The organism is Roseibium sediminis (assembly GCF_008711325.1).
Taxonomy (GTDB): domain Bacteria; phylum Pseudomonadota; class Alphaproteobacteria; order Rhizobiales; family Stappiaceae; genus Roseibium; species Roseibium sediminis.
In genome coordinates, this window is record NZ_VXDB01000001.1 from 127,758 (window position 1) to 149,943 (window position 22,186).

Below are 22,186 nucleotides of genomic sequence, written 5' to 3' on the forward strand. Positions count from 1 at the left end.
AAATTCGCATCCTGCCGAATTAGACGCTTTCTAAGGTAGCCAATACCAGTTTTCAGCGCGCAATTAAAGCAGACGCGACCAAACGTATAGTAAATTCCCTATGTGAGTTTCGATCTAGATCAAACCCGATCGCATTTTTTGCACGGCCGCGCCTTCAATGTAACCTTTGGCAGTCAATTGATTTGATTGGCGTTTTCAATAACAAAGGCCGACCCGCATCCGCGCAAGGCTCAAAAATACACCAAATGCGAGAGCAGGCGCATGATGCGAAATATCGCCGCATTGCGCCCAAAGAATGCGTTTTAAGGTGTTTATTTCAGACGGACTTCTGTCTCGGCATCAAAGAAAAATGCCTTGCCCGGCGTGACACTCACATCAACGAAGGACCCCGATGGCAACACGTCCTCACCTTTGGTTTCAACAATAATGCGCTCACCGGACGGGCAGACGACATAGTCATACGCCACATTGCCAAGCTGTTCCGACAGATCGATCCTCGCTCCCGACGCCGCCGGTTTGAGTTCCAGATACTGAGGCCGCACCCCCACCAGAACACGGGCTCCATCTGCTGGCAAAGACACTTCTGTCTCCAATCTTGCCCCATCAAGGGCAGGAACAGATACCGATCCGCCCTGAACCGTCCCTTCCAGAAAATTCATGCTTGGCGACCCGATGAAACCGGCCACAAACCGGTTGGCAGGATCAGAGTAAAGCTCCATGGGTGACCCGACCTGCTCGATCCGGCCAGCACGCAGGACAACGATCTTGTCTGCGAGTGTCATCGCCTCCACCTGATCATGGGTCACATAGATCATCGTGGCCCCGATTTCCTTGTGCAAACGGGCAATTTCGACACGCATGTCGACGCGCAGTTCTGCATCAAGGTTGGAAAGCGGCTCGTCGAAGAGAAAGACTTCCGGCCCGCGCACGATGGCACGACCTATGGCTACACGCTGCCGCTGACCGCCGGACAGTGCCTTGGGCTTGCGCTTGAGGTAGTCATCCAGCTTCAGAATGCGGCTGGCCTCGGCCACTTTCTGCCTGATTTCCTCCTTCGGATGACCATTCATTTTCAGGCCGAAGCCCATATTCTCTTCCACTGTCATGTGCGGATAAAGGGCATAGGTCTGAAAGACCATGGCAACGCCCCGCTTTGCCGGATCAAGCGACGTCACATCCCGGTCACCGATTTCAATCTTTCCGTCGCTGGTCTCCTCAAGACCCGCGATCATCCTGAGCAAGGTTGACTTGCCACAGCCGGACGGCCCGACAAAAACGCAGAACTCGCCGTCACGAATATTCAGATCAACGCCGTGGATGACCTGGATATCGCCATATTTCTTGATCGCCTTGGACAGGTTTACACCGGACATGCTGTTTCCTCGTTCTTCAAGCTGGGAATTGCCAGGCTTCCGCAGCCTCGGCGATGTTGGCGGCAGCACTCAGAAGGGGCTGACGATAAGCTTCCAGATCCTCCAGGATATGCCGCTGAAGGGATGTCGTGACGGAGAGGGCACCCAGTGGCCTTTTTTGGCGGGACAGGATTGGAGCAGCAATGCAGATGATGCCGGGCTCATGCTCTTCCCTGTCGTAGGAGACACCCTCCGACCGGATCACCTTCAACTCAGCTCGCAAGGCGTTCACGCTCGTGAGCGTGTTGGGCGTATAGCGGAAAAAGGCCTGCTTTCTGAGAGCCCCTTCCAGTCGGCCCTCATCCAGAAAGGCAAGCATCGCCTTTCCAACCCCGGTGCAATAGGCCGGTCCCACCTTGCCTGCCTGCGAGAACATCTCGATTGGCTGAGAAGCGTTACGCTTGTCGACATATAGCACCTGACCGCCGTCAAGCTGGGCAAGATGCACGGTTTCCCCACTCAGAGCCGAAAGCGCGTCCACTGCGGGTCTCGCGATCGGCGCTAGGGAACTTTGCTTCCATGCCGAATGCGCAAGACCAACAAGGCGCAGACCGACGCCATAGGTCTGGCGCTCATCGTCATACGACAGAGCGCCGATGCTCACGAGATTTTGGATAAGTCGATATAGCGTCGCTTTCGGGAACGGGCTTCCATCCAGCAATTCGCCGAAGCGAACCGGCCGCCCGAAAGCAGCTACCCTGTCGAGTACGGCAAACGCCTTGCCGACCGTACCGTCGCCAGCAATCCAGTGTTCCATGCGCGCCTCCCCTCGCCCACTCTTCCCAAGCGGAAGTTCTTGACAACCTAGCGCGCCGAACGCAGAGTATCAATATACAAAACTTAGTTTCACATAATGGAACCTCTGGGAGGATACAATGCGTTCCATACTGAAGACTGCAACTGCCGCAATTGGATTGACGGCACTGCTGGCAGGCACGGCTTTGGCTGGCGGACTCAGCGGCGAACTGAAAATCTCTCTAGACACATCCAACCCTGCGCCGCGGGCAACGATGGAAAAGATGATCGCGGACTTCCAGCAGCTCCACCCGGACCTGAAGATTGAAACGACCATCATCGACCGCGAAGCCTACAAGACCCAGATCCGCAACTTCCTCACCGCAGATGCTCCAGATGTGGCCACATGGTACGCAGCAAACCGCATGCGCCCCTATGTTGAGGCAGGCCTCTTTGAAGATGTCTCCGACCTCTGGCAGGAACCGGCCATTGCCGAAAACCTTGCCTCGACGAAGGGTGCCCTGACCATTGACGGCAAGCAGTGGGGCGTACCCTACACCTACTATCAGTGGGGCGTTTACTACCGCAAAGACATCTTCGACGAACTCGGCTTGTCCGAGCCGAAGACCTTTGACGAGGAAAAGGCGAACTGCCACAAGCTCATTGATGCAGGCAAGAAGTGCTACACGATTGGCACCAAGTATCTATGGACCGCTGGTGGCTGGTTTGACTACCTCAACATGCGCACCAACGGCTTCGACTTCCACATGCAGCTGCTGACCGGCAAGGCATCCTGGGAGAGCGACGAAGTTCGTGCCACGTTCAAGAACTGGCGCGATCTGATCGACATGGGCGGCTTCATCGACAACCACACGGCTTACAGCTGGCAGGAAGCCCTTCCCTTCATGGTCAAGGGTGATGCAGCCGCTTACCTGATGGGTAACTTCGCTGTCGCTCCGCTGCGTGAAGCCGGCCTGTCTGACGATCAGCTCGACTTCTATCAGTTCCCGGCAATCAACCCGAATGTGGCAATGGCAGAAGACGCTCCGACAGACACGTTCCACATTCCGGCGAATGCCAAGAACAAGGAAGCTGCGCGCGAATTCCTGCGCTATGTCGTGTCCGCCGATGTCCAGACCTGGATCAACGACGGCAAGAACCTCGGCCAGCTGCCGGTCAACGCCAAGTCCTCTGTCGACAAGGACAAGTTCCTTGAACAAGGCTTTGCAATGCTCTCGTCCAACTCTCCGGGCGGCGTAGCACAGTTCTTTGACCGCGACGCACCAGCAGAAATGGCCAAGGTCGCCATGGAAGGTCTGCAGGAGTTCATGGTGAAGCCGGACAATCTGGACAACATCCTCCAGCGTCTGGAACGCGCGCGCGGCCGCATCTACCAATAAGCCGGTTTACCCACAAACTTGCAGGGCAGTTCGCTGCCCTGCCCTTCTGTTTCGGGCGATCCGGTTGACGAGAGCGCCCATTGTCAATTCCTTGCGCAGGAGAACGAGATGGCCGATGGGACTTCCCGCGCCGCAGAAAAGGGCGACAGTTGGTGGCACAGGAACCAGCAGGCACTCTCACCCTGGCTGTTTCTGGCACCCGGCGTCCTGTTCTTCCTAGTTTATGTGATCTTTCCGATCTTCCAGTCCTTCAACATCTCATTTTACGATTGGGACGGTCTGGGCGCGAAGAAATTCATCGGGCTCTACAACTACGAAGATCTCTATTGGGATGAGGCCTTTTACACATCCCTGAAGAACAACCTGATCTGGCTTGTCCTTTATCTGGCTGCCATTCCCGCAGGTCTTTTCATCGCTCTGTTCCTGAACCAGACCGTTACGGGAATCCGGCTATACAAATCGCTTTTCTTTTTCCCTTTTGTCATCAGCCAGGTCGTTGTCGGGTTGGTCTTTACCTGGTTCTATGACCCGACATTCGGTCTGTTGAACATCCTCCTCGGCTCGCTCGGCATGGATCCGATCAATGTTCTGGGGGACGAAAACTACGTCACCTTCGGCATCATCTTTGCCGGCCTCTGGCCCCAGACTGCCTATTGCATGATCCTGTATCTCACGGGTCTCAATGCAGTTGATCCGGAGCAGATCGAGGCCGGACGGCTGGACGGGGCAAAGGGATGGAAGATGCTGTGGTACATCATCCTGCCGCAACTGCGTCCCGCCACGTTCATCGCCTTTGTGGTGACGATCATCGGTGCTCTTCGGTCCTTCGACCTGATATCCATCATGACCAACGGTGGCCCCTTCGGCGCCAGCCGCGTGCTCAGCTTTTACATGTTCGAGGTTGCCCTGTCCGAATACGGCTTCCGCATGGGCTACGGCGCGGCCATTGCCGTGGTTCTCTTCCTGATCATGCTGATGTTCATCGCCTACTTCCTGTGGTCGATGTACCGTGAAGAAAAGGGACGCTGATCCATGTTTCCGACACCGATCGAACGCACGTCCCGAGCCTGGCAAGTCTCGTATCAGGCCTTCCTGCCGTTGGCGCTGATCCTCTGGCTTTTGCCACTCATTGGCGTGGCCGTTTTCTCCGTCAAGCCAGCTGCCGACTTCACTAATGCCAACTACTGGGGTCTACCCTCTTCCTTCGAGGGCTTCACCAATTACGCGCTGGTCTTCACCGGGTCCGACATGCCCCGGTATCTGCTGAACTCCGTGTTCATCACGGCGCCCACAGTTCTGGGCGCCGTGGCACTGTCGTCCATGACCGGCTTTGCCCTTGGCATCTATAAGTTTCGCTCGAATATCTGGATCTTCTTCATGTTCGTGGCGGGCAATTTCGTGCCCTTCCAGATCCTTATGGTTCCCGTGCGCGAGCTGACGTTGAGCATGGGGCTCTACAACACAATAACCGGACTGGTTCTGTTCCACATCGCCTTCCAGACAGGCTTTTGCACCCTGTTCATGCGCAATTTCATTCGCGCACTGCCATTTGAACTGGTTGAGGCTGCACGCGTGGAAGGCATCTCGGAATGGCGGATCTTCTGGTATGTGGTCCTGCCGCTGATGAAACCGGCCATAGCCGCGCTCTCGGTCCTGATCTTCACCTTCATCTGGAATGATTATTTCTGGGCCGTGGTGCTGACACAGGGCGTTGAAAGCCAGCCTGTCACGGCAGGCATCACTTCCTTCAATGCGCAATACCGCGCTGCCTATCACCTGATGAGCGCTGGCTCGATCGTGGCGGCCTTGCCGCCGGTTGCCATGTTCTTCCTGATGCAAAAGCACTTCATCGCAGGCCTCACTCTGGGAGCCGTCAAATGATCAAGGCGTGGCATCTTGGTGATGCCAGACAAAGTCTTGTCCTCGCCTCTCAGGACGACCGGCTGCCCGCCGCTGTCTACTGGGGCGCTGCATTGCCTGCAGGAGAAGATATCGAGGCAATCGCGCGGCTTGGCGAGTTCGACGTGACAGGCGGCATGCTGGATCGCAATCCGGAGATTTCCCTCTGCCCGGAAGCCTCCCGGAACTTCCCCGGACAAATCGGACTGGTGGGCCGCACGGCTTCAGGCGCCCCGCTTTGCCCCGAGTTCCGGTTTCAGGAGGCAGACAAGACAGACAGCACGTTGAACCTGGTCTTTGGTGACGACAGCTGCGGGCTCAAGCTGACCATCCTGTTGTCCCTTGACGACCAGACCTCGCTTTACAAGTTGAAAACCGTGCTGGAAAGCCGTGACCCGATCACCGTCGACTGGCTCGCGGCGCCGGTATTGCAGACACCGGCCAGTGCATCCCGATTGCTCGAATTCTCCGGCCGCTGGTGTTCCGAATTCCAGATCCGGGAGAGCGAGTTTCTGCCGGGAGCCCGAGTACGCGACAACCGGACGGGGCGAACGGACCATGCCCATTTCCCGGCGTTTTTGGCTACCGCGAAAGGAACAAGTAACACGGCCGGAGAGGTCTACGCCTTCCACTATGGCTGGTCAGGCGGTCACAAGATGGTTGCCGAGGAATTGGCCGATGGTCGAAGGCAGGTCCAGTTTGGTCACGCCACAGCCGGTTACGCGATAGAAACCCGCTTCGAAACAGCGCCTCTTTATGCAAGTTACTCCGCCGAAGGCCTGAACGGGTCAGCCGTCTCCTTTCAAAGGCACCTGCGCAAATCGGTGACCTTTTCCAGACCGGAGCGACCGGTTCACTACAATTGCTGGGAAGCGGTCTATTTCGATCACAAGCTCGATGAGCTGAAAGACATTGCGACGCGAGCCGCCGATCTTGGCGCAGAACGGTTCGTGCTGGATGACGGCTGGTTTGGACGACGGGACGACGACACGACCAGTCTTGGCGACTGGTGGATTGATGAGCGCAAATATCCGGACGGCCTCGCCCCGCTCATCGACCATGTCAAAGGCCTCGGATTGGAGTTCGGGCTCTGGTTCGAACCGGAAATGATCAACGAGGACAGCGACCTCTACCGCCAGCATCCCGACTGGGTTCTGGGATCGCTGACGCAGATCCGCGGTCGCCAGCAACTGGTCCTCGACATGGCCAATAGCCTGGTTCGAGACCACCTGTTTGAACGGATTTCCGAACTGCTTTCAACCAATGTCATTTCCTATATCAAGTGGGATCACAACCGTGTCCTGCCACAGGTCGCAGCCGAGCAAACCGTTGGAACCTATGAGCTGATCGACCGTTTGCGGGAAGGCTTCCCGCATGTGGAGATCGAGAGCTGCTCCGCCGGCGGCGGCCGGATCGACTTCGGCATTTTGGAGCGAACCCAGCGTGTCTGGCTTTCCGACAGCAATGATGCGCTGGAGCGTCAGCGCATTCAGCACGATGCGGCCCTGTTTCTGCCAGCCAGCATCACCGGAAGTCATGTTGGCCCGCGCAAATGCCACACATCAGGACGCGTCCTGTCCATGAGTTTCCGCGCCTGGACGGCGGCTCAGCGCCACTTGGGGTTCGAAATGGACCCGAGAGAACTGGACACGGACGAAGCCGCTACCCTCAAGGCCGTAACCGACTGGTGGAAGGCCAACCGCGAGTGGCTCATGCAGGCGGATATCTTGAGGCTCGACAGCGACGACCCTTCGGTAATTGCGGAGCTCCACAGGGAAGAGACCGGCGGCCGATTTGTCGCCTTTGCTGCCCTTTTGCAAACATCCGCCCAAATCCTTCCGCGCCCTTTGCGCCTGTCAGGGCTGGAACCTGCTGCACGATACCGGGTAGATTTGGCAAACAGGTCAGAGATTTCGAACCTGTCGCGCGGTTCTCCCGCGCTTAAATCAGGTCCGATAGAAGCGACCGGACAGTATTTCATGAGCCACGGCATCTCCCTGCCCTGGAAATTTCCCGGCACCTTGTGGGTGCTGGAAGGACAAAGGATTTAAAGGACCCCTCCATGCAGGCAGCATTTCCAGACCTCAAGGGTACATCCGTTTTCATCACCGGCGGCGGTTCGGGTATCGGAGCCGCTCTGACCAGCGCCTTTCTGGCGCAAGGGTCAAAAGTTGCCTTTGTCCAACGGTCCGACGCGACTGCATTTTGCGACGACATGGAAAGAGAACATGGTAGCCGCCCGCTGTTCATTCCGTGCGACATTACCGACATTCCGGCGCTGAAAGCCGCGATGGATCAGGCCGCAGAAGCAAACGGCCCGATCATGGTCCTGGTCAACAACGCGGCGAACGACCAGCGACACACCACAGCGGAAGTCACCGAGGACTATTGGGACTGGTGTCAGGCGATCAATCTGAAGCCATACTTCTTTGCCTGCCAGCACGCCATTCCCGGCATGAAAGCCGCAGGCGGTGGCTCAATCATCAACTTCTCGTCGATTTCCTACATGATGGGTCACGCGGGATATCCGGGATACACGGCGGCCAATTCGGCCATTAACGGGCTAACCCGCTCTTTGGCCCGCGAACACGGCCCGGATCGCATCCGCGTCAATGCCCTTGCCCCCGGCTGGGTCCTGACCCAGAAGCAAAAGGATATGTGGGTGACACCTGAATCCCTGTCTGCCCATATTGACCGCCAGTGCCTGAAGGAGGAAATCCAGCCTGAAGACATGGCTGGCCCGGTTCTGTTCCTTGCATCCAATGCAAGCCGCATGATGACCGGCCAGGCGTTGGTGGTAGACGGCGGAGTAGTGGTTACGGGATGACACAAGCGGCGACATGGCTGGCAGTTGACTGGGGAACCTCCAGCCTCAGGGTCTGGGCACTTGCAGCGGACGGGGACGTTCTGGCCTATCGCACCTCCGACAAGGGAATGGGAACTCTTGCCGTTGCCGAATTCGAACCTGCCCTTCTTGAATTGACGCATGACCTGCTGCCAGATCAGGGCAAGACTCCCGTCATCGTTTGCGGCATGGCAGGCGCCAGACAAGGATGGGCAGAAGCTCCCTATGTGGCCACACCCTGCCCGCCACCGGGGATTGCCAATGCGACCAAGGTGGCTGGCACGGACCCGCGTCTCGACGTTCGCATTTTGCCCGGTATCAAGCAGATTACGCCGCCGGATGTCATGCGCGGCGAAGAAACCCAGATTGCGGGCTTTCTGAAAACCGAAGCCGGTTTTACAGGTGTTCTGTGCCTGCCCGGTACACACACCAAATGGGCGGTTCTGGAAAAAGGGAGTGTCCAGTCCTTCCGAACCTTCATGACTGGTGAGCTCTTTTCCCTGATCAGCAAGCAGTCAGTGCTGAAACACTCCGTCAACTCGCAAGACCTTGACCAGACTGCCTTTTCGAGCGCCGTTCAACGGATTTCGGCCCACCCCCAGGATCTGACGGCCGATCTCTTTTCGCTGCGAGCAGCCAGCCTCATTGCCGGACAAACGCCTGCAGAGGCCCGTGGCCGCCTGTCTGGTTTCCTCATTGGCGCGGAAGTCACCGCCATGCTGGAGAGCCTTGGCGCTGGGGAGATCGTCATCTTGGGAGATGACGCAATTTCTGCGGCCTATCAGTCCGCACTCGCGATTCTCGGCCACAAGGCGCGGCTCGCCGATGCCCGGACCATAACCCTTCTCGGCCTGCAAATGGCCTATGAGACCTATTCGGACACTCCATGACCCAGCGCAACATCATTGCCATCCTGCGAGGCATCAAACCCGAGGAAGCACTGCCCATTGCAGACGTTCTGGTGGACGCCGGCATCACCACCATCGAAGTGCCGCTCAATTCGCCAGAACCTCTGAAGAGCATCGAGGCCATGGCAAAGGCCTATGCGGTAAAAGCACAGATCGGCGCTGGAACTGTCCTGACGCCGGGCGATGTGATTGCTGTCAAGAATGCAGGTGGACAGCTGATCGTCTCCCCGGACTGCAATCCGGAGGTCATCAAGGCAACCAAGTCCCATGGCATGGCGTCCTATCCCGGCGTCATGACGCCGACGGAGTGTTTTGCGGCGCTGCGGGCGGGAGCAGACGGCCTGAAATTCTTTCCCGGAAGCCTGATCGGGCCGGAAGGTCTGAAAGCCGTCCGCGCAGTCCTTCCGAAAGAGACGCAAACCTACGCTGTCGGTGGGGCGAGTCCGGACAATTTTGCAACCTGGATCGCAGCTGGTGTCACCGGTTTCGGGATCGGCTCTGCGCTCTACAAGCCGGGCTATTCGGCGAGCGACGTTGCCGAGCGGGCCAAGGCAATTGTTGATGCCTACGATGCGGCAACCAACTGACAGGGCGCGATCATGACCCAGGTAACAATATTCGACGACCGTTCCTGCCTTCTTGGTGAAGGGCCGCTCTGGCATCCCGAACGCGAACAGCTCTTCTGGTTCGACATTCTCGGCAAAAGGCTGCTCACACAGGAAAACGGCGAAGCCAGAGTCTGGCAATTTGAGGAACATGTCTCGGCGGCCGGGTGGGTTGATCAAAACCGGCTATTGATCGCCAGTGAAACACGCCTCTTCGTCTTCAACCTCGACACAGGCACCGAACACCTGATCTGTCCACTGGAGGCAGATGAGACCCGCACGCGCTCAAATGACGGTCGCGCTGATCCGAAGGGTGGTTTCTGGATCGGAACGATGGGCAAGAACGCGGAAGAGGGCCTTGGCTCGATCTACCGATACTATCGCGGTGAACTGCGCCAGCTCGTCTCCAATCTGTCGATCACCAATTCCATCTGCTTTTCGCCAGATGGAAAGACGGCCTATTTTGCAGATACGGCAAAGCAGACCATCCAGTCAGTGCAGCTTGACCCGGATGGATGGCCCGTTGGCGAGCCGACAGTGTTTGTGGACCTGTCCTCTGAAAACGTGAATCCTGACGGTTCCGTCGTGGACGCTGGCGGCAACCTGTGGAATGCCCAGTGGGGTGCGCACCGGATCGCCTGCTATTCACCGGAGGGCACTTTCAAATCTGCTATTTCCTTCCCCGCAGAACAGATTTCCTGCCCTGCCTTTGGCGGTCCTGACTTGAAGACCCTTCACGCGACCAGCGCTGCCATCGGCCTGCACGGGGATGTGGAAGGACAGACCTTCTCCGTGATTACCGCCGCAACCGGACAGGCAGAACATCGCGTCATCCTTCAGGACCAATCATGAAGCGCACTCTCGGCACTTGTTATTATCCCGAGCATTGGCCCGAGGAAATCTGGGAGGCTGACGCCCGGCGTATGGCCAATGCAGGTCTCACCTGGGTCCGAATTGGCGAGTTCGCATGGTCCCGGCTGGAACCTGCCCCCGATGACCTTCGCTTTGACTGGCTGGACCAGGCGATCAATATCCTTGGGAACGCAGGACTGAAGGTCGTGCTTGGCACGCCAACGGCGACGCCTCCGCGATGGATGATCACAAAACACCCGGATATGCTGGCCGTTGATGTTGACGGCAAGCCACGCAAATTCGGATCGCGTCGCCATTACTGCTTCTCGCATGAAGGTTATGCACTCGAATGTGACCGCATTGTCCGGCTTCTGGCCGAACGTTACGGATCAAACCCGCATGTTGCCGCCTGGCAGACTGACAATGAATATGGCTGCCACGATACCACCCTCTCCTATTCGCCAGCCGCGCGAGATGCCTTCCGGGTTTGGCTCAAGGATCGTTATCGCAGCATCGAAGCTCTCAACAACGCCTGGGGCAATGTCTTCTGGTCGATGGAGTATGCATCCTTTGAGGAGATCGACCTCCCCAACCTGACCGTGACCGAGCCCAATCCTGCCCATTCACTGGCCTTCCGCCGTTTTACTTCAGATCAGGTCGCCAGATTCAACGAGCGGCAGGTGGAAATCATCAAGGAGCATTCCAATGCTCCGGTCAGCCACAATTTTATGGGACGGATCACCGATTTCGATCACTTCAAGGTCGCAGACGATCTGGACATCGCCACCTGGGATTCCTACCCCATGGGCTTTCTGGAAGATCGTGTCGGCGCAGATGAGGCCCATCAGCGCGCCTATGCCCGTCAGGGAGACCCGGACTTTCAAGCTTTTCATCATGACCTCTACCGGGCCGTCGGCAAGGGTCGCTGGTGGGTGATGGAACAGCAGCCCGGTCCGGTGAACTGGGCGCCCTACAATCCTGCGCCCCTGCCCGGCATGGTGCGCCTGTGGACGTGGGAGGCCTTCGCGCACGGGGCAGAAGCCGTGTGCTATTTCCGCTGGCGGCAAGCCCCGTTCGCACAGGAACAAATGCATGCAGGGCTGCTGCGCCCAGACAATGCAGATGCCCCGGCTCTCGCTGAAATTGCGCTCATCACGGATGAGCTTCAATCTGCCCCGGACAGCTTCTCTCCCAAGGCTTCTGTCGCGCTCATCTTCGACTACGACGCGGATTTTGCATGGACAGTCCAACCGCACGGGAAAGACCTCAGCTACTTCCAGATCGTTTTCGATACCTACCGGGCTCTTCGCAAACTGGGTCTTTCCATAGACATCCTGCCGCCTTCAGTGCGGGATTTTTCCGGCCGCAAGCTGGTGCTTCTTCCCGGCATGATGCATGTGCCTGAAGACTTGAAACGCGCACTTGCCGAAGCTGAGGCAACGATTGTCCTGGGTCCTCGATCCGCTGCACGCGGTCTGGACTTCGACATACCTGTTCCCCAGCCTCCGGATTTCCCCGGTCTCGACCTTGCCGTTGCAAGGGTGGAAAGCCTGCGTCCCGACATGCCCCTGCCACTGGCAGGCGGTGGCTCTGTCACCCGATATCGGGAAGAACTGGAAGGGGCAGCCGAGATCATTCTTCAGCTGGAAAACGAAGCGCCCGTTGCCGTTCGGCAGGAGAATATCGTCTATGTCGGGGCCCTGCTGGATGAAGCCGGACTGGAGCGCCTCTATCGGGAACTGACGGCAGCGGAAGGCCTTGAAACCAGAACACTGCCGGAAGGCGTCCGCATTCGCGACACGCAAACCGAGCGGTTCTGGTTCAACTATTCTGTAGACGCAGTTCAAACGGAAGCAGGGTCACTCGAAGCTGCGGGCATGATCCGCCAACCGCTGACGGGCTGAATTAGCCCGCCAGCCCACCTTCCAGCTGGCGCAGGATCGCGACGTAATTGTCAACGCCCTGCGCTCCGGTGATCAAATGACGACGGTCAAAGATAATGGCCGGCACACCTTGAATGCCGTTTGACGTCCAGAACGCCTGTTCCTCGCGAACCTTGTCCGCGAACCGGCCATCCTCCAGCACAGCGCGTGCTTCGACCGGATCAAGGCCGACGCTTTCGGCAACCGAAACCAGAACATCCGGATCGTTGACATTTTCGCCTCGTCCGAAATAGGCCTCGAACAAGGCCATCTTGAGCGGGTGTTCCTTGCCAAGCGGCACGGCCCAATGCAGCAACTGATGGGCGCGGAAGGTGTTCACCATCCGGCTGTCTTCCGAATAGTTGAAGGTGAACCCCAGGTCCGCGCCAAGCGCTGTCAGGTTCTCCCGCGCCTTCACCGATTGCTCCGGTGTGGTTCCGTACTTTCCGGCGAGATGCTCGCGCAAGTTCTCGCCGTCTTCCCCCATTTGCGGATTGAGCTCGAACGGATGCCATTTAAGGACTGCAGGAATGCCGGTCTGGTGAAGCGCCTTCTCCAGCTGCTTGAAGCCAATGACGCACCATGGGCAGACAACATCCGAAACGATGTCGATCTCCAGATAATCATTGGTTTCGTCAGTATTTGCGTCGCTCATGCCCGGCTTCCTTCATCGCTCCAATGGTCCGACCTCAGCATGCAAAGAAGATCAGGACAATAGCTTGGGAAGACTTAAACCCGATCAAGCACATCGACAAGCGCACCGCGCGCACCAATTACCCTTGCAGCAAGTTTCGCTCCGGCAGCAACAGCCTTCGGTAGATCGTTCTCGACCAGATAACTCGCCAGAAACGCAGCATTGAAGCTATCACCAGCCGCTGTGGTATCAACCACATCCTTTGCCGGATCAGGGGTGAAGCTGAGGATGCCGTCTGGCCCCGCACACACGACATCCTCCGGTCCGTTTTTCACAACCACCATTTTCGCCCCCGCAGACAGATAACGGTCAACGCTGGCGCGTGGAGTGGCATCGTAGAAATAGGCTTCCTCATCCTCAAAGGACGGCATCAGGAAATCGCACAGGCCCGAGAAATTCATGACCGTCTCGCACATGGTCTTTTGATCAGTCCACAAACGAGGTCTCAGGTTTGGATCAAAGGCAATCTTCACGCCCCTCGACCGCGCGTTCCTGAGTTCCTCAAGCAGGGTCTTGCGATCGGTTTCGGAGAGAATTGCCAGCGTGATCCCGCTCAAATAGGCAAGCTTCACTCCGTCGAGCGCAGCTCCCAGCAGCGCCTTGTCTTCAGCCAGTTTTCTGGCTGCGCTGTCGGACCGCCAGTAGGCAAAGCTCCGTTCGCCATTTTCCAGCTGGATCATGTAAAGCCCGACAGTCTTGTCGCTCCGGCACACAATTCGATCGGTTTCCAGACCGGACTGCTTGAGGAAAGCGACCAACCTGTCGGACACCTTGTCCGTTCCAACGGCGGTGAAATAGGACACATTCCAGTCTCCCGGCAAGCACTTACGAGCGTACCAGGCGGTGTTCAGCGTATCCCCGGCAAATCCCATTTTGAAAGTGCCATCCGGCGTCGGAGCCATTTCCACCATGGCTTCGCCAAGTGCCAGAAATCTAGAGTTCAAAGTCCCGGTCTCCCGAAAAATAATCTTTATGTTCGTCATGAATGCGTGAAAGTTGCAGGCGAATACGGCTGAGATGCAGGCCCATGGCCTCCGCTGCCTTGTCCGACTGCTTGAGCTTGATTGCGGTCAAAATGGAGACATGGTCTTCAAGCGCTTCCTCTGAGGCAAAGGTCAGGGAAAGACACCGCACCCGGTCCATATGCGCCTTGTTCTCCCGGATAACCTCCCAAGCAAATTCAAGGCCGGCCAACCGGCAGATTTCCCAGTGAAAGTCATCATCCAGTTCATAGAATTCGAGGACATTGCTTCTTGAAACGGCATCCCGCTGCCGCTCCACGATATCTTCCAGAAGGGCAATTTCCTCAGAGCCCAGACGCTCGCAGGCCGTGCGGACGGTTTCCATCTCCAATGCCTTGCGGATGAATCGCGCCTGCGCCACGGCCTGAATGGAAATGGGAGAAACGACCGTTGCCCGCTGAGGCCGGATATCCAGAAAGCCGAGACGGGACAGGCGGTGAAATGCATCACGCACCGGCTGGCGGGAAACACCCATGAGCTTGGCGACTTCCGCCTCGGACATCTTGGTGTTCGGTGGCAAGTCCAAAGACAGGATCTGGCGGTAGAGCACATCAAACACCACGTCGGACATGGCCTGTCGTTCTGGCGTTTGCAGGTCGGCCATGCGGCGTAATTCCTCCATCACGATCGCTCCCTTGCGTAACTCTGAATTGACCCGATCATGCAACTGGAATATTAGTATACTAGTAGGCTTGATTGCAAGCCTTGGCTGTTGCGTTGGGAGGACATGCCATGTCGCGACTGGACCCTGACCGGCTATTTCCGGCTCATGACAAAGGCCGAGGGCTGGCCCGCGAGCTCTATGCCTCGATCAAGGACCTCCCCCTGCTCAGCCCGCACGGGCACACGGATCCGCGTTGGTTTGCCGAGAACGAGCCGTTTCCAGACCCCGCCCAGCTCTTCATCGTTCCGGATCACTATGTGTTTCGCATGCTCTATTCGCAGGGCATTCCGCTGGAAGACCTGGGCATTCCGAGGGTGGACGGGAAACCGGTTGAAACAGACAGCCGCGCCATCTGGCGGCGGTTTGCCGAGAACTACCACCTGTTTCTTGGCACGCCGTCGCGCATGTGGCTGGATCAGGCCTTTTCAGACGTCTTTGGCTGGGAAGGTCCGATCAATGGGGAAACAGCGGATGCCTCCTATGACCATATCGCTGCAAAGCTGGAGCAACCCAAATACAGGCCGCGAGCCCTCTTCGAGAGGTTCAACATCGAATGCCTTGCGACCACAGAAGGCGCCCTTGACGATCTGCGCTGGCACAAGGAGCTGAGGCAGAGCGGCTGGCCCGGTCAGGTGATCACCACCTATCGCCCCGATACGGTGATCGACCCCGAAACCCCGGACTTCGCCGCGAATATCGAGAAGCTTGGGGAATTGGCCAGCGAGAATACATTCTCCTTTGACGGCTATCTGAGAGCCCACCGAAACCGCCGCGCCTATTTCCAGACTTTTGGCGCGACAGCGACCGATCACGGACACCTGACCGCGCGCACACAGGACCTGTCGCGTGAGGACGCCGCTCGCCTCTATCAAAAGGCATTGAAAGGCGGATGCTCTGCAGAAGAAGCCGACGCGTTCCGGGGGCATATGCTGACCGAAATGGCCCGCATGAGCCTCGATGACGGCATGACAATGCAGATCCACGCCGGAAGCAATCGCAATCACAATGAAAAGGTCTATCAGGCCTTTGGACGGGACAAGGGGTTCGATATTCCCGGACCCACGAACTATGTCGATGCGTTGAAGCCGCTTTTGTCAGCGGTTGGCAATGAACGCGATCTAACCATCATTTTGTTCACTTTGGATGAAACCGTCTATGGCCGCGAACTCGCTCCCCTTGCAGGCGCCTATCCGGCACTGAAACTCGGGCCGGCATGGTGGTTCTTCGACAGCGCCGATGGCATGCGGCGCTACCGCGAGATGACAACCGAAACCGCTGGCTTCTACAACACGGTCGGCTTCAACGACGACACCCGCGCATTCTGCTCCATTCCCGCCCGCCATGACGTCGCCCGCCGCGTGGATAGTGCCTATCTGGCCGAACTGGTGACCTCCGGTCGACTGGATGAGGAAGACGCCTTCGAGGTTATTCAGGACCTGAGCTACCGGCTTGCCAAGAAGGCCTACAAGCTTTGAGCGCTGCGGAAGGATTCAAACGAGCATGACGTCAACCATTCCCCGCCTGACAAGAACAACACCCGCCCCAAAGGCTGGCATTGTCCATCTGGGATTGGGCGCATTCTTCCGCGCCTTCGGTGTGCCCCAGATTGAGGATGCCATGAAGGCATCGGGCGGTGACTGGGGAATTGTCGGCGTCAGTCTGCAAAGCCCGACCATCCGGGATGCGCTTGCACCACAGGGCTTTTGTTACACTGCTGCCGAGCTAACGCCCGAGGGAGAACGACTTCGAACTCTCCACGCCGTTTCGAATGTTCTTGTTGCCCCCGAAGACCCGGAAGCAGTCCTCGCGGCCATGTCAGATCCGGCAATCCGCATTGTCAGCCTGACAGTGACTGAAAAAGGCTATTGCCATGACCCTGCAACCGGAAAACTGAACCTCGAGCATCCCGGCATCAAGGCCGATCTGGCAAATGCCTTGCCGGTGACAGCACCCGGATTTCTGGTTCGAGCGCTTAAGCGGCGCAAGGCAGCCAACATCCCCCCCTTTACTATTCTGTGCTGCGACAACCTTCCCGCAAATGGCAGGGTTGTCCGCAGCATCGTCACGGACCTCGCCCGCCGGATTGACCCGGAGCTAGCAAACTGGATAACCAGGCGGGCGCGGTTTCCCTCCACGATGGTTGACCGGATCGTCCCGGCGACAACAACCGCGGATATCGAGCGCATCGCGGCTGCGCAGGGCGAGCTGGATGCAGCGCCAGTCGTCCACGAACCATTCCGTCAATGGGTCATTGAAGACGACTTCGTGCCGGACTACGCAGCAGACCGACGCCCCGCGCTTGAGCACGCTGGTGCCTTGCTCGTTTCCGACGTGCACCCCTTTGAAAACATGAAACTGAGGATGCTCAACGGCACCCATTCTGCGCTCGCCTATCTCGGATATCTGGCGGGGCATGAAACCGTTTCCTCGGCCTCTTCCGACCCCGTCTTCGAGAGATTTCTGAAACATCTATGGGCGAACGAAATCGCCCCCTCTTTTTCTGCGCCGGAAGGTGTCGATCTTGGTTCCTATGCGGCGGCGCTTCTAGCCCGATATCAAAACCCGGCCATTCGTCACCGCACCTGGCAGATCGCCATGGACGGCAGCCAGAAACTGCCGCAACGCATCCTCGCGACGCTCGCAGACAATCAACGCAAGGGCGTCCGGTCGAAGGGGCTGACACTCGTGATTGCCGCGTGGATGAAATACGTCTCGGGCAGAGACTTGCAGGGCAATTCGATTGATGTCCGCGATGCCATGGGTGAGCGGTTGGCGGAGGTCGTCTCGGGCTCAAATGATGGAATGGAACGCGTCGATGCCCTTCTGGAGCTGACCGAAATCTTCCCACCGGAGTTGGCAGTGTCCATTCGGGACGATGTTGGAAGGGCCTATATCGGCATGACTGACACCAGCGTTCAGGCGAGCCTTGCAGGTATCACATGAAAAAAGGGCCGCAATCGCGGCCCTTTTTGTCACCGTGCTCTAAACCCACCTGAACACGGCAACCATGTAGATGATTGCGATACCCAAGGGCGCCCAAAGAGGGGTTCCCATCAGCCCCAGCCAGGCGAGGAAAATGAACGCGCTGCCAAGGAGCGATATGAACAGGCGATCACCCCGTGTGGTATCCAGCCCCAGAATTCCGTGACGCGGACCGCCACCGGGAGAAAAATACTCCCAAACTCCCATGGTCATGATCGCAGTCACCACGAAGAGAAAGAAGGCAGCGGTTGCCCGTGTCCAGGCCATCCAAGAACCCAGGGGTTCGGTCCACCACTCCGCACTGAAAAGAACTGCTTCAGGCATGGCGCCCTCCTCAAACCCGGCCAAGGGCAAAGCCCCGGGCGATGTAGTTGCGCACGAAATAGATCACGAAAGCCCCGGGAATGATGGTCAGCGTCCCGGCAGCGGCCAGAAGCCCCAGCTCATAGCCCGATGTGCTTGCCGTCCGGGTCATTGTCGCGGCAATCGGCTTGGCATCCACCGCTGTCAGGGTTTTGGCCAACAGCAACTCCACCCACGAAAACATGAAGCAGAAGAACGCGGCAACACCAATCCCGGCAGCAATGGTCGGTATGAAGATCTTGATGAAGAAGCGCGGGAAGGAATAGCCATCCACATAGGCTGTCTCGTCCAGCTCCTTCGGCACGCCCGACATGAAGCCTTCCAAAATCCACACGGCCAGCGGGATGTTGAACAGCGTGTGCGCCAGAGCAACCGCCCAATAGGTGTCGAACAGGCCGACAGCCGAATAGAGCTGGAAGAATGGCAGGGCGAAAACGGCTGGCGGTGCCATACGGTTGGTCAGCAGCCAGAAGAACAGATGCTTGTCACCCAAAAAGCGGTAACGCGAGAACGCATAGGCAGCAGGCAGCGCAACTGCGACCGACAGAGCCGTATTGATCGATACATAGGTGAGCGAGTTCACATATCCCATGTACCAGGTCGGGTCGGTGAAGATCGTGATGTAGTTTTCAAAGGTGAACTCCTGCGGCCACAGGGTGAAGGATCCCAGGATCTCGTTGGTGGTCTTGAACGACATGTTCACCAGCCAATAGATCGGCAGCAGCAAAAACAGGATGTAGAGGGCCGGCACGAAGCGGTTCACGTTTTTCATCATTGGGCCTCGTTGCGCATCATGACGGTGTAGAACACCCAGCTCATCAAGAGGATGATCAGGAAGTAGATCAGCGACATGGCCGCCGCCGGTCCGAGATCGAACTGGCCAAGGGCAATCTTGACGAGGTCGATGGAGAGAAGCGTCGTGGAGTTGCCCGGCCCGCCACCAGTCAGCACGAACGGTTCGGTGTAGATCATGAAGCTGTCCATGAAGCGCAGCAGCACGGCAATGGTCAGCACGCGCTTCATCTTCGGCAGCTGGATGTAGCGGAAGATCGCAAACGGCTTCGCACCATCGATCTTCGCCGCCTGATAATAGGCATCGGGAATGGAGACCAGACCCGCATAGGCAAGCAGCACGACCAGTGAGGTCCAGTGCCAGACATCCATCAGGATCAGCGTGAACCACGCATCTCCCGGCTGCCGGGTGAAATTATAGTCGAACCCGAGCGCGTTCAACGACCTGCCGAGAAGCCCGATATCAGGCAGCGCGAAGATATTCCACATTGCCCCCACCACATTGTAGGGAATGAGCAATGGCAGAGCCATCAACACAAGGCACACCGGAACCCAGAACCCCTTGCGCGGCATGGTCAGCGCAATAGCAACGCCCAACGGAATTTCGATCGCCAGGATGGAGAAAGTGAAGAGCATCTGACGACCGAGCGCGGCATGAAAGCGCTCGGAGTGCAGGACATCCTCGAACCACATGACTCCGGCCCAGAAAAAGGTGTTGTCACCAAAGGTTTCCTGAACCGAATAATTGACCACTGTCATCAACGGCACGATGGCGTTGAAAGCGACCAGCAGCAGCACGGGCAGGACAAAGAACCAGGCCTTCTGGTTTTCGATCTTGTTCATGCGCCTTGCCCTCCGTGAACCAGCCAGCCTTCGCGATAGACCTGTGTGTGATCTGCCGCGAAGCTCAGATGGGCGTGTTTTTCGGGAATGTCGGTTCCCTCGGGAACCAGCAGCTTGATGCTCTTGTCCGCACGCCGTGCATCAACGATCTGGAAGCGACCGGCATCGGCAACCTTGGCGATTTCAACGGGGATACCACTCTCGGACAGGCTGACAAATTCTGGCCGCACACCAAGTTCCAGCCCGCCTTGATCGGGGCACTCGGCCGCATTCCAGCTCGGCACCTCGATATCCCCGTAGAAGGCTTTGCCCCCCTTCACCTCGCAAGGCAACACATTCATGCCCGGCGAGCCTATGAAGTGACCCACAAACGTATGTTGTGGACGCTCGAACAGCTCCACTGGCGTTCCGATCTGAACAACCTGACCGTCTTTCATGACAACAACCTTGTCGGCGAATGTCAGCGCCTCGGTCTGATCGTGGGTAACGTAGATCATGGTCGTCTTGACCCGCTGGTGCAGCTCTTTCAGCTTGGAGCGCAGCTGCCACTTCAGGTGCGGATCGATCACCGTCAGCGGTTCATCGAACATGATGACGTTGACATCGGTGCGCACCAATCCGCGACCCAGCGATATCTTCTGCTTTCCATCGGCGGTCAGACCGGAGGCGCGTTTGCCAAGCATGTCCGTCAGATCGATCATCTCGGCGATCTCGCGAACGCGCGGGTCGATGTCAGCTTCGGGAACACCGCGATTGCGCAACGGGAATGCGAGATTGTCGTAGACTGTCATCGTGTCGTAGACGACCGGGAACTGGAACACTTGCGCAATATGGCGCTGGTCCGGCGGCAAAGCGGTCACGTCATCAGCGTCGAACAGCACCTGACCGTGGCTCGGCGTCAGCAATCCGGAAATGATGTTGAGCAGCGTTGTCTTGCCGCAACCGGACGGCCCAAGCAGCGCATAGGCGCCGCCGTCTTCCCACTCCACATCCAGCTGCTGGAGTGCATAATCGGAGGGTTTTGCCGGGTCGGGCATATAGGAATGCCGAAGGCCCTTGAGGGTGATTTTTGCCATCTAGCCTTCTCCCCTAGCCCGTGATCCGGGTGCCGGACGCATCGAAGTAAAATGCCTCCGAGACATCGGCATAAAGGACTTCCCGCGCTCCGACCTCAACCGGGTGAATGCCATGCGACTGGGAGACCCAGGTCTTTCCGCCAAGTTTGAAATGAATGACGCTCTCCGATCCGCTCAGCTCTGTGACCAGAACTTCGCCCTGCACTTCAACGGACTGTTGTCCGCTCGGTTTTGGCGTGACGTGGTGCGGGCGAAGACCCAGCTTGTACGCGCCATCGCCCAGGCCAGCCGCAATTCCTGACGCGGTCCAGCTGGTTCCGTCCGAAAGCCGGATCTGATCCCCGGCCTTCATCACGTCCGCATGATTGATCGGCGGCTCTGAGAACACCTCTGCGCTGACAAGGTCACGCGGTTTGCGATAAACCTCGCCAGTCGGCCCGAATTGGGTAACCCTGCCTTCGTGCAGCGTTGCGGTGTGACCACCAAAGAGAAGGGCTTCAACGGGTTCGGTCGTCGCATAAACCACAACACAGTTGCGATCAGCAAAGAGGCGCGGAAGTTCGTCGCGCAACTCTTCACGCAGTTTGAAATCGAGATTGGCCAGCGGCTCGTCCAGGAGGACCAAGTCCGCATCCTTGACCAGCGCGCGCGCCATCGCGGTCCGTTGCTGCTGTCCGCCAGAAAGTTCCGACGGACGCCGGTCGAGCATCGGCGTCAGCTTCATCAGCTCCGCCATTTCGCCAACGCGGCGCTTGATTTCGTCTTCACCAATGCCTGCAACCCGAAGCGGGGAGGCAATGTTCTCGAAGACGGAGAAATTCGGATAGTTGATGAACTGCTGGTAGACCATGGACACGTTGCGCTTTTGCACCGGAGTGCGCGTCACATCCTGCCCGTTGAACCGAAGGGACCCGGTTGTGAGAGGGTCGAGTCCAGCCATCATCTGCATGAGGGTCGTCTTGCCCGACAGGGTGGTTCCCAGAAGGATATTGATCCCGCCCGGTTCCAGTTTCAGATCCGTCGGATAGATATGCTGATCAGCGCCTACCCTTTTGGAAACATTGATCAATTCAAGAGTCATACGGCAGCCGCAGATTGAGCGTCCCGGCACACTGACAGCGTAATACCAGGAGCGAATGAAGTCTCTCCCGGAGCGCGCGAGCGCGCCCCGG

21 protein-coding genes are annotated in these 22,186 nt (G+C 57.8%); 11 read left to right on the forward strand and 10 right to left on the reverse strand.

The window, feature by feature from the left end; all coding sequences use genetic code 11:
- Positions 1 to 311: 311 nt before the first annotated feature.
- The gene (locus F0155_RS00540; protein WP_150522521.1) at positions 312 to 1,373 is read right to left on the reverse strand and encodes an ABC transporter ATP-binding protein; all 1,062 of its coding nucleotides are present in this window, start codon (positions 1,371 to 1,373) and stop codon (positions 312 to 314) included.
- A 16-nt stretch (positions 1,374 to 1,389) separates the two neighbouring features.
- Positions 1,390 to 2,169: an IclR family transcriptional regulator gene (locus tag F0155_RS00545; protein WP_192913724.1), complete on the reverse strand. Its 780-nt coding sequence runs from the start codon at positions 2,167 to 2,169 to the stop codon at positions 1,390 to 1,392.
- A gap of 118 nt (positions 2,170 to 2,287) precedes the next feature.
- Here F0155_RS00545 and F0155_RS00550 point away from each other — a divergent pair, with 118 nt between their 5' ends.
- From F0155_RS00550 to F0155_RS00590, 9 genes are all read left to right on the forward strand, one after another.
- The gene (locus tag F0155_RS00550; RefSeq protein ID WP_150522522.1) at positions 2,288 to 3,547 is read left to right on the forward strand and encodes an ABC transporter substrate-binding protein; all 1,260 of its coding nucleotides are present in this window, start codon (positions 2,288 to 2,290) and stop codon (positions 3,545 to 3,547) included.
- Between the two features lie 108 nt (positions 3,548 to 3,655).
- Entirely contained in the window at positions 3,656 to 4,576 is a 921-nt protein-coding gene (locus F0155_RS00555) for a carbohydrate ABC transporter permease (RefSeq protein ID WP_150522523.1), read from the forward strand.
- A gap of 3 nt (positions 4,577 to 4,579) precedes the next feature.
- Positions 4,580 to 5,428: a carbohydrate ABC transporter permease gene (locus tag F0155_RS00560; protein ID WP_150522524.1), complete on the forward strand. Its 849-nt coding sequence runs from the start codon at positions 4,580 to 4,582 to the stop codon at positions 5,426 to 5,428.
- A complete protein-coding gene (locus F0155_RS00565) occupies positions 5,425 to 7,497 on the forward strand; it encodes an alpha-galactosidase (protein WP_150522525.1) in 2,073 nt (690 codons plus the stop codon). Before F0155_RS00560 ends, F0155_RS00565 begins: the two co-directional genes overlap by 4 nt.
- Positions 7,498 to 7,508: 11 nt before the next feature.
- Positions 7,509 to 8,273, forward strand: coding sequence for an SDR family NAD(P)-dependent oxidoreductase (locus tag F0155_RS00570; protein ID WP_150522526.1), 765 nt, complete (start codon positions 7,509 to 7,511; stop codon positions 8,271 to 8,273).
- A complete protein-coding gene (locus tag F0155_RS00575) occupies positions 8,270 to 9,181 on the forward strand; it encodes a 2-dehydro-3-deoxygalactonokinase (RefSeq protein WP_150522527.1) in 912 nt (303 codons plus the stop codon). Before F0155_RS00570 ends, F0155_RS00575 begins: the two co-directional genes overlap by 4 nt.
- A complete protein-coding gene (locus F0155_RS00580; RefSeq protein ID WP_150522528.1) occupies positions 9,178 to 9,786 on the forward strand; it encodes a 2-dehydro-3-deoxy-6-phosphogalactonate aldolase in 609 nt (202 codons plus the stop codon). Before F0155_RS00575 ends, F0155_RS00580 begins: the two co-directional genes overlap by 4 nt.
- A 12-nt stretch (positions 9,787 to 9,798) precedes the next feature.
- Positions 9,799 to 10,656, forward strand: a complete 858-nt coding sequence (locus F0155_RS00585) for an SMP-30/gluconolactonase/LRE family protein (RefSeq protein ID WP_150522529.1) — start codon at positions 9,799 to 9,801, stop codon at positions 10,654 to 10,656.
- Positions 10,653 to 12,560, forward strand: coding sequence for a beta-galactosidase (locus F0155_RS00590; RefSeq protein ID WP_150522530.1), 1,908 nt, complete (start codon positions 10,653 to 10,655; stop codon positions 12,558 to 12,560). Before F0155_RS00585 ends, F0155_RS00590 begins: the two co-directional genes overlap by 4 nt.
- Position 12,561: 1 nt before the next feature.
- Here F0155_RS00590 and F0155_RS00595 read toward each other — a convergent pair whose 3' ends face one another.
- The 3 genes from F0155_RS00595 to F0155_RS00605 all read right to left on the reverse strand — a co-directional run bounded on the left by F0155_RS00595 (position 12,562) and on the right by F0155_RS00605 (position 14,916).
- Positions 12,562 to 13,233, reverse strand: a complete 672-nt coding sequence (locus tag F0155_RS00595; protein ID WP_150522531.1) for a DsbA family oxidoreductase — start codon at positions 13,231 to 13,233, stop codon at positions 12,562 to 12,564.
- 74 nt (positions 13,234 to 13,307) lie between these two features.
- The gene (locus F0155_RS00600) at positions 13,308 to 14,216 is read right to left on the reverse strand and encodes a sugar kinase (protein ID WP_150522532.1); all 909 of its coding nucleotides are present in this window, start codon (positions 14,214 to 14,216) and stop codon (positions 13,308 to 13,310) included.
- Positions 14,206 to 14,916 (reverse strand): GntR family transcriptional regulator, encoded by a 711-nt coding sequence (locus F0155_RS00605; RefSeq protein ID WP_150522533.1) that lies wholly within the window; start codon positions 14,914 to 14,916, stop codon positions 14,206 to 14,208. The genes F0155_RS00600 and F0155_RS00605 overlap by 11 nt, the downstream gene beginning before the upstream one ends.
- Positions 14,917 to 15,026: 110 nt before the next feature.
- Between F0155_RS00605 and uxaC the strand changes: the two genes are divergently transcribed.
- Positions 15,027 to 16,433, forward strand: coding sequence for a glucuronate isomerase (gene uxaC / locus F0155_RS00610; RefSeq protein ID WP_150522534.1), 1,407 nt, complete (start codon positions 15,027 to 15,029; stop codon positions 16,431 to 16,433).
- Between the two features lie 25 nt (positions 16,434 to 16,458).
- Positions 16,459 to 17,901 (forward strand): mannitol dehydrogenase family protein, encoded by a 1,443-nt coding sequence (locus F0155_RS00615; protein WP_150522535.1) that lies wholly within the window; start codon positions 16,459 to 16,461, stop codon positions 17,899 to 17,901.
- A 39-nt stretch (positions 17,902 to 17,940) separates the two neighbouring features.
- Here the strand turns inward: F0155_RS00615 and F0155_RS00620 are convergent, their stop codons facing one another.
- From F0155_RS00620 to F0155_RS00640, 5 genes are read right to left on the reverse strand one after another with little or no spacing between them, the layout of a single operon-like run.
- A complete protein-coding gene (locus F0155_RS00620; protein ID WP_150522536.1) occupies positions 17,941 to 18,264 on the reverse strand; it encodes a DUF2160 domain-containing protein in 324 nt (107 codons plus the stop codon).
- A gap of 10 nt (positions 18,265 to 18,274) precedes the next feature.
- Positions 18,275 to 19,078 carry a carbohydrate ABC transporter permease gene (locus tag F0155_RS00625; protein ID WP_192913725.1) on the reverse strand — a complete coding sequence of 268 codons (804 nt, stop codon included), beginning with the start codon at positions 19,076 to 19,078 and terminating at the stop codon, positions 18,275 to 18,277.
- Positions 19,075 to 19,938, reverse strand: a complete 864-nt coding sequence (locus tag F0155_RS00630; protein WP_150522538.1) for a carbohydrate ABC transporter permease — start codon at positions 19,936 to 19,938, stop codon at positions 19,075 to 19,077. The genes F0155_RS00625 and F0155_RS00630 overlap by 4 nt, the downstream gene beginning before the upstream one ends.
- The gene (locus F0155_RS00635; RefSeq protein ID WP_150522539.1) at positions 19,935 to 21,014 is read right to left on the reverse strand and encodes an ABC transporter ATP-binding protein; all 1,080 of its coding nucleotides are present in this window, start codon (positions 21,012 to 21,014) and stop codon (positions 19,935 to 19,937) included. Before F0155_RS00635 ends, F0155_RS00630 begins: the two co-directional genes overlap by 4 nt.
- A gap of 13 nt (positions 21,015 to 21,027) precedes the next feature.
- A complete protein-coding gene (locus F0155_RS00640; protein ID WP_150522540.1) occupies positions 21,028 to 22,095 on the reverse strand; it encodes an ABC transporter ATP-binding protein in 1,068 nt (355 codons plus the stop codon).
- Positions 22,096 to 22,186: the final 91 nt, after the last annotated feature.

Bases quoted from the DNA above. Each gene is read 5' to 3' on its own strand.
- F0155_RS00540 (WP_150522521.1), bottom strand. From the start codon at position 1,373: ATGTCCGGTGTAAACCTGTCCAAGGCGATCAAGAAATATGGCGATATC.
- F0155_RS00545 (WP_192913724.1), bottom strand. From the start codon at position 2,169: ATGGAACACTGGATTGCTGGCGACGGTACGGTCGGCAAGGCGTTTGCC.
- F0155_RS00550 (WP_150522522.1), top strand. From the start codon at position 2,288: ATGCGTTCCATACTGAAGACTGCAACTGCCGCAATTGGATTGACGGCA.
- F0155_RS00555 (WP_150522523.1), top strand. From the start codon at position 3,656: ATGGCCGATGGGACTTCCCGCGCCGCAGAAAAGGGCGACAGTTGGTGG.
- F0155_RS00560 (WP_150522524.1), top strand. From the start codon at position 4,580: ATGTTTCCGACACCGATCGAACGCACGTCCCGAGCCTGGCAAGTCTCG.
- F0155_RS00565 (WP_150522525.1), top strand. From the start codon at position 5,425: ATGATCAAGGCGTGGCATCTTGGTGATGCCAGACAAAGTCTTGTCCTC.
- F0155_RS00570 (WP_150522526.1), top strand. From the start codon at position 7,509: ATGCAGGCAGCATTTCCAGACCTCAAGGGTACATCCGTTTTCATCACC.
- F0155_RS00575 (WP_150522527.1), top strand. From the start codon at position 8,270: ATGACACAAGCGGCGACATGGCTGGCAGTTGACTGGGGAACCTCCAGC.
- F0155_RS00580 (WP_150522528.1), top strand. From the start codon at position 9,178: ATGACCCAGCGCAACATCATTGCCATCCTGCGAGGCATCAAACCCGAG.
- F0155_RS00585 (WP_150522529.1), top strand. From the start codon at position 9,799: ATGACCCAGGTAACAATATTCGACGACCGTTCCTGCCTTCTTGGTGAA.
- F0155_RS00590 (WP_150522530.1), top strand. From the start codon at position 10,653: ATGAAGCGCACTCTCGGCACTTGTTATTATCCCGAGCATTGGCCCGAG.
- F0155_RS00595 (WP_150522531.1), bottom strand. From the start codon at position 13,233: ATGAGCGACGCAAATACTGACGAAACCAATGATTATCTGGAGATCGAC.
- F0155_RS00605 (WP_150522533.1), bottom strand. From the start codon at position 14,916: ATGGAGGAATTACGCCGCATGGCCGACCTGCAAACGCCAGAACGACAG.
- uxaC (WP_150522534.1), top strand. From the start codon at position 15,027: ATGTCGCGACTGGACCCTGACCGGCTATTTCCGGCTCATGACAAAGGC.
- F0155_RS00615 (WP_150522535.1), top strand. From the start codon at position 16,459: ATGACGTCAACCATTCCCCGCCTGACAAGAACAACACCCGCCCCAAAG.
- F0155_RS00620 (WP_150522536.1), bottom strand. From the start codon at position 18,264: ATGCCTGAAGCAGTTCTTTTCAGTGCGGAGTGGTGGACCGAACCCCTG.
- F0155_RS00625 (WP_192913725.1), bottom strand. From the start codon at position 19,078: ATGATGAAAAACGTGAACCGCTTCGTGCCGGCCCTCTACATCCTGTTT.
- F0155_RS00630 (WP_150522538.1), bottom strand. From the start codon at position 19,938: ATGAACAAGATCGAAAACCAGAAGGCCTGGTTCTTTGTCCTGCCCGTG.
- F0155_RS00635 (WP_150522539.1), bottom strand. From the start codon at position 21,014: ATGGCAAAAATCACCCTCAAGGGCCTTCGGCATTCCTATATGCCCGAC.
- F0155_RS00640 (WP_150522540.1), bottom strand. From the start codon at position 22,095: ATGACTCTTGAATTGATCAATGTTTCCAAAAGGGTAGGCGCTGATCAG.